The sequence below is a fragment of the Rhodopseudomonas sp. B29 genome (assembly GCF_000333455.1).
GTDB lineage: Bacteria > Pseudomonadota > Alphaproteobacteria > Rhizobiales > Xanthobacteraceae > Rhodopseudomonas.
Map to the genome: position 1 here is coordinate 1 of NZ_BADD01000083.1, position 9,538 is coordinate 9,538.

A 9,538-nucleotide genomic window follows, 5' to 3' on the forward strand; every position below is an offset into this window, starting at 1 on the left:
TCTGGGTCACGGTGACGCCGATCGTCCACGGCTTCAGCGTTGCGGTCTGGTAGGTATTGGTCGGAAGCAGATTGCGGACCTGCTGCAAGCCGCCGCTCAAGGTTGCAACTATTTGCGGCCGGTAGCCGGCTAGTTGCTGCGGGACGTTCTCGTCGGTGGCACGCTGGCGGGCACGCTCGGCGTTGAGCTGCGGATTGGTCTGATAGGCCTTCACCAAGGCTTCGGACAACGAGTCCGCCAGCGCCGGTGCAGCCGAGAAGCAGACAGCGAGACCGATCGCGGCGCCCAGCATCCAGCCCGACAGCGCGCGATGTCCGATCTCAACCTTTGAGCACTTTGCCCCCATCCGATCCCGCAGCTAGTTCACATCCGCGCCCCCGCCGACGTCGCTGCATGTGTAGAACGCTTTCGCCGCGGCAGGCAAACCATCCAGCGCCCGCCCGGGTCACTGCTGGGGACAGTGTTGTGATGCAGCAACGCTGCGACGATGGGGCGCGCCGCTTTTCTGCGGCAATGCAGCGCGCCCGGCTTGCGAGGTCAGCGAGTTGTCAGCGGTTCTTGTTGTTCGGCTTGCGCTTCTCGATGAACGCCGCCATCCCCTCGGTGCGGTCTTCGAGCGCAAAGGTCGAGCGGAACAGATCGCGCTCGACGGCGAGACCTTCGGCGAGGGTGCTCTCCAGCGCGCGATCCACCGCGCGCTTGGCCATGGTGGCAGCCGGCCGCGACATCGAGGCAATCTTATCGGCGGCGGCGAGCGCTTCTTCCATCAGCTTGTCGGCCGGGACGATTCGGCTGACGAGGCCGGCGCGCTCGGCTTCCTGCACGTCCATCATGCGTCCGGTGAGGCACAGATCCATCGCCTTGTACTTGCCGATGGCGCGCGTCAGCCGCTGGGTGCGGCCGATGCCGGGAATCGTGCCGAAGGTAATTTCGGGCTGGCCGATTTTCGCCGTGTCGGCCGCGATGATGATGTCGCACATCATCGCCAGCTTGCAGCCGCCGCCGAGCGCGTAGCCGGCGACCGCCGCGATGGTCGGCTTGGTGCAGCGGGCGAGGCGATCACCGCCGATCGCGGTGAAATCCTCGTTGAACATGTCGATGAAGCCCTTCGGCTGCATTTCCTTGATGTCGGCGCCGGCGGCGAACGCCTTGTCGCTGCCGGTGATCAGGATGCATCCGATCGCATCGTCCGCTTCGAGGTCTTCGACCGCGGCGCCGATTTCGCGAAACACGCCGAACGACAGCGCGTTCAGCATCTTCGGCCGGTTGAGCTTGATCAGCCCGACGGCGTTGTGGCGTTCGACGATGATGAATTCGAAGGTGGTCATGATGCGTTTCCCCGGATGGCCGGTCGCGGCCGCGGGCAATCTGCCCGCTGGCGCGACAGCCATCAAGAGGAAGGCAGCGGCCCTCAGGCCATGAACATCCGCGCCGCCGAGGCCAGCGTCAGCAGTCCGCCGACGGCGATGAAGATCTTGCCGATCAGCGAGGCCTTGTCCCACGCGCCGTCATCGGCGGAGGCGGACTTCACCTGCGCGACCGTGTTCTGCGCGGCCGGTGTCGTCGTGGATGCGGCCGGCGTCTCGGTGGCGGCACGGTCCATGTCGTTGAGCTGATCGGACGCGACGACACCCGGATCGGAGGCCGGCGCTGCCTGCTGCGCGACCTGCGGCGCATCGAACGGGCTCGGGGCCGGCTGAGTCGTCGCGGCGGCCGCAGGCGTCTCGGTCTTGCCGCCGGCAGGCGCCGGCATTTCGGCGTGGGCGTTGGCGATTTCCGGCGGGAGCGCCTTGAGGCCGCCATCGGCCAGCCGCTTCGGTTCGGTCGGTGGCGCCGTCTCCGGATTGGCGTATTCAGCCGCCATCACACGGGTGGTTTTCACCACTTTGGCGCCATCGGCGCGCGCCGGTTGAGCGCGAAGCGGGGCGCAGGCCAGAATTGCCAAACCTGTTGCGAGGATCAACGCCGAGCGCCCGCTGGCCTTGATGTTCATGCCATTCTCCCCAGTTGCCAGCCCATGGGGCGGCTAAAAACTCCCCTCGGGTGGCGTCAGCGGGGCCAAAACGAGGGGAATTCTCGCCGCGAGGGGGCAATATCTTGGCGACCCGATGGCAATGATCGGAGGGTTTCGCCGGCGCTGCAGAATGTTATTGAGCAAAAGTCTCGGCAGGGGGGGTAACGAACGCGCTGTGCCGGCGAATGGACCATCAGGAGCGCGCGTGCGCGGACACGAGGACGACTGGACTGGCCTGATGCGTGCCGCCAATGCGGGCGATCAGGGAGCCTATCAGCGGTTGTTGAAACGGTCGTGCCGGTGCTGCGGGCTGCGGCGCGCCGCGGGCTGGCCCGCGCCGGGCAGCCCATCGATCAGGCCGAGGACATCGTGCAAGACATTCTGCTGGCCGTGCATCTGAAGCGGCACACCTGGAACGAGACGGCGCCTTTCGCCCGTGGCTGTTCGCGATCGCCCGCAACAAGCTGATCAACGCTTTTCGCCGCCGCGGCCCGCCGCGGGTTTGTGATTATCGACGACTTCGCCGAGCTGATTCCGAGCGAACCCGAGGCCGAAACCCTTCCCGCCCGGCGAAGTCGCCAAGCATCTCGAGACGCTGCCGAAGCGACAGCGGGAAGTGCTGCAATCGATCGCGGTCGACAGCGCCTCGATCAAGGACACGGCTTCGAAGCTGTCGATGAGCGAAGGCGCGGTGCGGGTCGCGCTGCATCGCGGCCTATCGGCACTCGCCGCCAGAATGAGAACGGTCTGACCATGGACACCGATCATCTGATCAACTCGCTCGCCGCCGATTGCCCGACGCGGCCACGCCCGGTCGGGCAGGTGCTGGCAGCAGCGCTCCTGGTCGCGCTGCCGGTTTCGGCGGCGCTGTTGCTGACGACGATCGGGCTGCGCCCCGACATCAGGAGCGCGATGCATAATCCGTTCTTCGATCTGAAGTTCGTGGTGACGCTGGCACTGTCACTGTCGGCGATCACGCTGGCGATGCATCTGTCGCGCCCCGACGCCTCGCCGAAAGGCTGGCGGCTGGTCCTGCTCGCGCCGCTGGCGATCCTGGGATCGGGGATCGGCGCAGAGGCGATGCTGCCGCAGCGGACGCCGATGATGACGCGGCTGATCGGTCACAACTCGATGCTGTGCCTGAGCGCGATCCCGATCCTGTCGCTGCCGCTGCTCGGCGCCGCGCTGCTCGGCCTGCGCCGCGGCGCGCCGAGCAATCCTACGCTCGCCGGTGCGCTGGCCGGCATGATCGCCGCCGGTCTCGCTGCAACGCTCTACGCCGCTCACTGCGTCGACGACTCTCCGCTGTTCGTCGCCACCTGGTACTCGCTCGCTACCATCATCGTTGCCGCGCTCGGAGCAGTGATCGGGGGCAGGGTGCTGAGGTACTGAGCGCGATCGCCTTCAGTCGCGGCGCTCGACGATCAAGACCGATCCCACCGTCGCCAACGTATTCTCGATCAATTCCGGCTCGGGAGGCGTGTTGATGAGCAGTCCGGTGTGGTCGTCTCCCGCCAAGTTTACCGCCCAATGCGCTCTGCCGCCGGCATAGATCGGCTTGTCTAGCAGCATCGTCTGTAGGTCGAAAAGATGGACTTTGTTGTGAGTAAGCAGGATGTATCCGTTGCGGCCGGCCTCACGCGATCGCGCCGGAAGCTTGTCATCCCGCAGAGGGTCGTCAACAAAGAAGATGACGCGTTGATACTTCTCCGTGCGGAGTTCACTCTCAGTAATTCCGCGCTTGCCGCCTTCTTCGACGATCCGTGGTCCTAATTGGACCGCATCTTTGCACTTCGCGGCACGCGGATTAAGGTTGGTGATATCGTTCGACGTGAATACGACCGGAACAATCGCATCATAATCTTTGTAGTAGTCGATATCGTTCAGACATAAAACGGCGCTGAATGAGGGCAGGGAAGTTGGCTTGTAGATGGTGCGCCCGTTGATCCGGAGTAGGGCGATTTGAGCGGGGTTCCTTTGATTGGTAGCCCAGCCAGCTGGTGCCAGCGCGGTCGGTTTTTCCTTAAGGTGATTCAACGTTCCTTCGAGACTGTAGCTGAGAAGTTCGGCCTTCGGTTCGCCGTTGACTTTGAACCTTGCGATTCCGTCTTTCACGTCGCGGCCAGCAGCCAGAGTTTCCTGCGTGCTCGCCAGTTTCAGGCGAAAATATCCCAAATGGAATCGAATCGCGGTGAATTTGATGTCCGCACCGGACGGCGTCTTGTACGCCGCATCCCGCAGCACCTCGAAGTGGGGCTCCACCTCTTTCCATTTGTAGGTTTGAGCCTTTGCAGGGAGCGACACGAGCAGCGCTACGCTGAAGGCACCCGCCAAAAAACCGGCGCCCGCCCATTGCGTGGAAAGTGCTTGCTTGCTGCTCATCGGATTCAGTCGGTCTTCGCAGCCGCTATCGGTCGCCAAACCCTGACAATTCCGGAAATGTCGAAGTCATCGTCGTTGCTGAATTGAAAGGCAGCACTGCTCGGCAGGAACTCGATGTAGTGCATGTTCTCTGGGCGCGGTTCTTCCATTGATGAGGGGGATACGTCACTTGAAGGAACGCCGGTGGCGGGGGTCATTTCCTTCAGAGAAGTGAAATTCAATCTGCCGGTAATCGGAATCTTCTCCTGGGAGTCGCGGATGACTTGCCGCATGGCTACGCCATCGACCTTCAGGATCACCGGAAATTTCTTTGGGGTTGCGAGATAGACGTCGATTTCGACGGCCTCGTCCGGCTTGGCATAGAAGTAGGCGCGATTTGGCGGCCATCGCTGGGCGAGAATTTGTGAGCCCTTGAAGCGGAATGAATAGCTATAGGCTGGCCGAATATCCGCCACGGTCGTTGTGAGGCTGGACACTTGACCTCGCAGTTTGGCGAGGTCGCCGGCAATACGCGCCAAATCGCCTGAAAGGACGTCCAGCTTTCGCTTTAAGTCCGCCGCGTCGCCATCAACATGGGCAACATCAGTCGGCTTCGAACTCACGACCGTGCCACCTGGCGAGGGCTTTTGCTGGCTCAGCGCGATGCGGTCGTCGACGAATTGATTGATCCTAGGACCGAGCAAATACCAAGCCGCACCTCCCGTGACGGAGACGAGTGTGAAGAATGCTGCGGCCAGCTTGGAAACGTTTTGAAGCGAAAACTTAGAGCCGGGTCCGGAATCATCGTGAGTAATGGCCATGGTTTTCTGCCAAGGCGAAATGAAATATTGCAGCTATGCTAGCTGTAACCGCGGCTGGCCACAACTTATAAGAACGCGTTCTGAGTAGCCCTCCAGAGGCCCTAGCGTGCGAGGCTTCTCGCAGGTGCGAAGTCCTCTCGGTCTCCGGGCTCTTCCTGATCCCAATTGCATTTGACTCTCGTTAGCCCCGGTAGGAAAACACCCGCGGGGGCATGGGCTGTGGGCAGGTTTTCACGGAAGCGGGCGATCGCGGTGACGGCGGCTTTGGTCGCCGCGTACGCACTCGTGCTCAACGTGATCCTGGCCGCCTCGCTGCTGGCGGCGCAGCCGCCGGTGCAGTTTCTGAACGGCCACGAATTTTGCCTGACGCTGGCAGAGACGGATCAGGCTCCCGAAGATCTCGGTAAGTCGGGCAAGCAGGTGCCTGTTCGCTGTCCGCTGTGTCTCGGCCAGCACGTCAGCGCCACGCCGCCGCCGCTCGCGCCCGCGCTGGCGATCCGTATCGCCTTCGGGATCAGCTACGAGGTGCCGCGTGTGGCGCCGTTCGTGGCGATCGAGCTTCATCACGACCATCGGCCGCGGGGCCCCCCGACGCTGACCTGACGACCTGCGCCGATCTCGGCGCGTCCATCACATCGTCAATTCAGTCGTTGGAGTCTTCCCATGTCGTCCGCGTGTTCGCGGCCGCGTCGCTTGTTGCTGGCGCCGGCCATCGCGATGCTGTCCACGTCGCTTGTTTGCTTCCCCGCTTTTGCCCAAAGCCGATCCGATGGCGTGTTGCCGCCGGTCACAGTGCAGGCGCCCGACCAGGCGACGCGTCCCGCCGCCCGGCCGAAGCCGCGCGCCGCTGCGCCGGCTGCCCGCGCCGCGCGTGCCACCACCACGGCACCGCAAGCGCCCGCCGTTGCTGCGCCGGCAGAGGCCGTGCGCGGCCCGTCCCTGACGGTGCTGACCGTTCAACAGGCTTTGCGCGACATCGAACAGACACCGGGCGGCGTCGCGCTGGTCCCGGCCAACGCCTATCGTAATTCGACCGTGTCCAACACCATCAAGGACATCCTCGACTACGTCCCGGGCGTGTTCGCGCAACCGAAATGGGGCGACGATACGCGGCTGTCGATCCGCGGTTCGGGCCTGTCGCGCAATTTCCATCTGCGTGGCGTCCAGCTTTATATGGACGGCATCCCGATCAACACCGCAGATGGCTACGGAGACTTTCAGGAAATCGATCCGACCGCTTACAAATACGTCGAGGTGTACAAAGGCGGCAACGCGCTGCAGTTCGGCGCCAACTCGCTAGGCGGCGCGATCAACTTCGTCACCCCTTCGGGGCGCGATCCTCATCCGAACGGTGTCAGCGTCGATGCCGGTGCATTCGGTTATCGCCGGCTGCAGGCTAATGCCGGCGGCGTCAACGGCGCCTGGGACGGCTACATCACCGCCTCGACCCAGGCGACCAACGGCTTTCGCGATCACAGCGACGGCCACGGCAATCGCGTCAGCGCCAATGTCGGCTATCAGATCACGCCCGATATCGAGACGCGGTTCTATCTCAACGCCAACAGCATCCGGCAGCGCATCCCAGGCTCGGTGACCAAGCAGTCGGCGCTGAACTCGCCGGAGACTGCGGCGGCCGGCAATGTCACGCTCGATCAGCAGCGCAACATCGACACCGTGCGGATCGCCAACAAGACCACCATCCGGTTCGAGGACACGGTAGTCGATTTCGGCATGTTCGGGGTCGACCGGCATCTGATGCATCCGATCTTTCAATGGCTGGACTATCACTATCAGGACTACGGCGGCTTCGCCAAAGTCACCGACGATCGCCTGATCGGCGGCTTCCGCAATCGGCTGGTCGCCGGCGTCAACGTGCTGAACGGCCGCATCGACAACAAGCAATACGTCAACATCGCCGGCAACAAGGGCGCGCTAGCGTCATCGTCGATCGACAGTTCGAAGAACACCTCGCTCTACATCGAGGATTCCTTCTACGTGCTGCGCAACCTGGCGCTGGTCGGCGGCACGCAGTTCCTGCACGCGGCGCGCGATCGCCGCGATCGCTACCTTGCCGATGGCAATCAGTCAGGCTCGACCAGTTTCGACCTGTGGAGCCCGAAAGGCGGGCTGCTGTGGCAGATCGATCCGACCTGGCAGGGCTTCGCCAACATCTCGCGTAGCGCCGAAGTGCCGAGCTTCGGCGAAAGCTCGTCGGGGCCTGGTATTCCCAGCATTCCCTTCACCTCGATCCGGCCGCAGCGCGCGACCACCTATGAGATCGGCACGCGCGGTCGCCGGCCGGACCTGACCTGGGAGCTGACCGGCTATCGTTCCGAGATCAAGGACGAACTCTTGTGCCTGTACAGCGCGTTCGGCAATTGTAACGTCACCAACGCCGATCGCACCGTGCATCAGGGCATCGAAGCGGGGCTCGGCGCTGCCGTGCTCAAGGGCCTGTTCGACCGCGGACCGGCTCCGGACAAGCTGTGGCTCAATATGGCCTATACGCTGAACGACTTCCGCTTCGACAACGATGCCAAGTTCGGCAACAATTTGTTGCCCGGTGCGCCGAGGCATTATCTGCGCGCAGAGCTGCTGTACAAACACGCCAACGGCTTCTACGCGGGGCCGAATGTCGAGTGGGTGCCGCAGGCTTACTACGTCGACAGCGCCAACACGCTGAAGACCGAGCCCTACGCGTTGCTCGGGTTGAAGGCGGGTATCGACAACGGTGGGCCTTATTCGATCTACATCGAGGGCCGCAATCTTCTGAACAAGACCTACATCGCGTCGGCCAGCATCATCGACAAGGCCAACGCCAATTCACCGCTGTTCGAGCCTGGCACGGGTCGCGCCGTGTATGCCGGCTTCAAAGCGAAGTGGTGATTGGCGGCTTCGCGCCGTCGGCCGCTCAGGCGGCCGGCGGGGCGGCGGCGCTGGATTGTTGCATGCGATGGAAGCGCAGAACTTGCTGCGCGGTAGAAACGCGAAGCCGTTCGTAGGTGAGGCGGCATTCGGTGAGGTCGCCGGATTTGATTGCGGCGGCCTCATCGCGCATCTCGATGATCTCTTTCACGGTCGCCCAGGGCAGGCCGCATATCTTGGCGAGGATCAGCACGCCTTCGTCGCGCGACTCCACCATCATCGCCTCGGCGATCTCGACGGACGTATTGGCGAGGCAGGCGATCGCCTGATTGGTCTCGTCGAATTTGCGCTGCTGGGCGAAGTTATGGACCTGTGTGGCGTTGATCCGACCTTCCTCGAACATCGACCGTACCAGCCCGTGGGCGATGTTGGTCTGACGGCTCGCCGCTGACGCCGAGCGCGCCAGCCGCGTGGCTTGGCGCACGGCAGTCGTCACCTCGACCGCGGCCTGTGGGTTGGCGGCCTCGAGCCGAGCCCGCACCGCCGCGGAGGCCACGGCGATCAGCTTGAGATATTGCGCCCGCGGAATGCTGCGTCGGCCGAGCGCGTCGGCAAGGCGGTCGTTCGCTTCGGCTCGCCGGGCGAGCACCGAATAGCCGTTGTCGGAGAACTCGGCTCCGGGATTTTCAACCGTGCTCTGCAACACCTGCTCGTTGCCCAGTTCGACGAGGACGTCGGTCACGGCATTGCTGAGGGTCTTGCGGGTGGAGATCGCCATCATGTGGCTTTGGCCCTTGGTGCGGGCATTGGCTATCAGCGTGGCGTCGTCGAGTTGCTCCGACTGCGACAGCACCGGTGCCGCGATCTCGATGCGGTCCTCGAAGGCCAGATGGCGGATGATGCGGGGCGGCGCAGTCACCGGCGCCAGCCGCTGCGCCAGCAGCGCCTTGGCATTCGCCTCGATATTCTCGACCAGGCAGCCGAACACGTCGTCGAACAACGTGATCTGGTCCGGCGTGTAGTCGGTGCCACCATCGAGAAACAGATCGGTGACCCGCCGCAACGTTTCGACCCGCCGGGCGACGGTGCCGTGGGCCAGGGTCGCCTGCAATTCGTCGAGCAGGTTGGCGGTGGAAGGTGCTTTTGAACGCATTACTCTACTCTGTCCTGGAGCTTCAGTCGCCCGTTTCTTCAGGCTATGGCAATTCGATCCCGTCCTTCGGCCTTTGCGGTGTAGAGCGCAGTGTCGGCTCTGGCGAGGATGGTCTCGGCGTGTTCGCCGAACGACATGGTAGTCACGCCGGCCGACAGCGTCACCCGCATGCCCGGAGAGAAGGCACTCCAATCGAGATCTGCAACAATGACGCGCAGCCGGTCGAGCAGGCTGCAGGCTTCCTGGCGCGAGGTATTGGGCAGCAGCATCAGAAATTCTTCGCCGCCATAGCGGCCGAAGCGGTCGAGCACGCGGATATTGGCG

General features: G+C 63.5%; 10 protein-coding genes and 1 pseudogene. 4 read left to right on the forward strand and 7 right to left on the reverse strand.

The features are described from left to right. The 3 genes from I5M_RS02980 to I5M_RS02990 all read right to left on the reverse strand — a co-directional run. A partial coding sequence (locus tag I5M_RS02980) for a TolC family protein (RefSeq protein WP_031335173.1) occupies positions 1 to 292 on the reverse strand: 292 nt, incomplete at its 3' end. 256 nt (positions 293 to 548) lie between these two features. Further along, positions 549 to 1,328, reverse strand: a complete 780-nt coding sequence (locus I5M_RS02985; protein ID WP_022720041.1) for an enoyl-CoA hydratase — start codon at positions 1,326 to 1,328, stop codon at positions 549 to 551. 83 nt (positions 1,329 to 1,411) lie between these two features. Further along, the gene (locus I5M_RS02990; protein ID WP_022720042.1) at positions 1,412 to 1,993 is read right to left on the reverse strand and encodes a hypothetical protein; all 582 of its coding nucleotides are present in this window, start codon (positions 1,991 to 1,993) and stop codon (positions 1,412 to 1,414) included. Between the two features lie 226 nt (positions 1,994 to 2,219). Here I5M_RS02990 and I5M_RS29090 point away from each other — a divergent pair. Continuing rightward, a pseudogene (locus I5M_RS29090) lies at positions 2,220 to 2,765 on the forward strand (sigma-70 family RNA polymerase sigma factor). Positions 2,766 to 2,767: 2 nt separating this feature from the next. Beyond that, positions 2,768 to 3,406, forward strand: a complete 639-nt coding sequence (locus tag I5M_RS03000; RefSeq protein ID WP_022720046.1) for an NrsF family protein — start codon at positions 2,768 to 2,770, stop codon at positions 3,404 to 3,406. A gap of 12 nt (positions 3,407 to 3,418) precedes the next feature. On the opposite strand, the gene I5M_RS03005 is transcribed toward I5M_RS03000, so the two are convergent. Both I5M_RS03005 and I5M_RS03010 read right to left on the reverse strand, forming a co-directional pair. Continuing rightward, positions 3,419 to 4,396: a hypothetical protein gene (locus I5M_RS03005; RefSeq protein WP_022720047.1), complete on the reverse strand. Its 978-nt coding sequence runs from the start codon at positions 4,394 to 4,396 to the stop codon at positions 3,419 to 3,421. A gap of 5 nt (positions 4,397 to 4,401) precedes the next feature. Further along, on the reverse strand, positions 4,402 to 5,196 hold the full coding sequence (locus I5M_RS03010) for a hypothetical protein (RefSeq protein ID WP_022720048.1): 795 nt from the start codon (positions 5,194 to 5,196) through the stop codon (positions 4,402 to 4,404). A gap of 252 nt (positions 5,197 to 5,448) precedes the next feature. Between I5M_RS03010 and I5M_RS03015 the strand changes: the two genes are divergently transcribed. Together I5M_RS03015 and I5M_RS03020 are read left to right on the forward strand one after the other, a co-directional pair. After that, positions 5,449 to 5,799 carry a DUF2946 family protein gene (locus tag I5M_RS03015; protein WP_244431921.1) on the forward strand — a complete coding sequence of 117 codons (351 nt, stop codon included), beginning with the start codon at positions 5,449 to 5,451 and terminating at the stop codon, positions 5,797 to 5,799. Positions 5,800 to 5,859: 60 nt separating this feature from the next. Continuing rightward, on the forward strand, positions 5,860 to 8,082 hold the full coding sequence (locus I5M_RS03020) for a TonB-dependent receptor (protein WP_022720050.1): 2,223 nt from the start codon (positions 5,860 to 5,862) through the stop codon (positions 8,080 to 8,082). Between the two features lie 25 nt (positions 8,083 to 8,107). Here the strand turns inward: I5M_RS03020 and I5M_RS03025 are convergent, their stop codons facing one another. Further along, positions 8,108 to 9,214, reverse strand: a complete 1,107-nt coding sequence (locus I5M_RS03025) for a DUF2336 domain-containing protein (RefSeq protein ID WP_022720051.1) — start codon at positions 9,212 to 9,214, stop codon at positions 8,108 to 8,110. A gap of 38 nt (positions 9,215 to 9,252) precedes the next feature. Beyond that, positions 9,253 to 9,538: GGDEF domain-containing protein (locus I5M_RS03030; RefSeq protein WP_031335176.1), on the reverse strand; the 286-nt coding region annotated here is incomplete at its 5' end.

Coding starts and splice junctions, on each gene's coding strand:
- I5M_RS02985 (WP_022720041.1), bottom strand. CDS start 1,328: ATGACCACCTTCGAATTCATCATCGTCGAACGCCACAACGCCGTCGGG.
- I5M_RS02990 (WP_022720042.1), bottom strand. CDS start 1,993: ATGAACATCAAGGCCAGCGGGCGCTCGGCGTTGATCCTCGCAACAGGT.
- I5M_RS03000 (WP_022720046.1), top strand. CDS start 2,768: ATGGACACCGATCATCTGATCAACTCGCTCGCCGCCGATTGCCCGACG.
- I5M_RS03005 (WP_022720047.1), bottom strand. CDS start 4,396: ATGAGCAGCAAGCAAGCACTTTCCACGCAATGGGCGGGCGCCGGTTTT.
- I5M_RS03010 (WP_022720048.1), bottom strand. CDS start 5,196: ATGGCCATTACTCACGATGATTCCGGACCCGGCTCTAAGTTTTCGCTT.
- I5M_RS03020 (WP_022720050.1), top strand. CDS start 5,860: ATGTCGTCCGCGTGTTCGCGGCCGCGTCGCTTGTTGCTGGCGCCGGCC.
- I5M_RS03025 (WP_022720051.1), bottom strand. CDS start 9,214: ATGCGTTCAAAAGCACCTTCCACCGCCAACCTGCTCGACGAATTGCAG.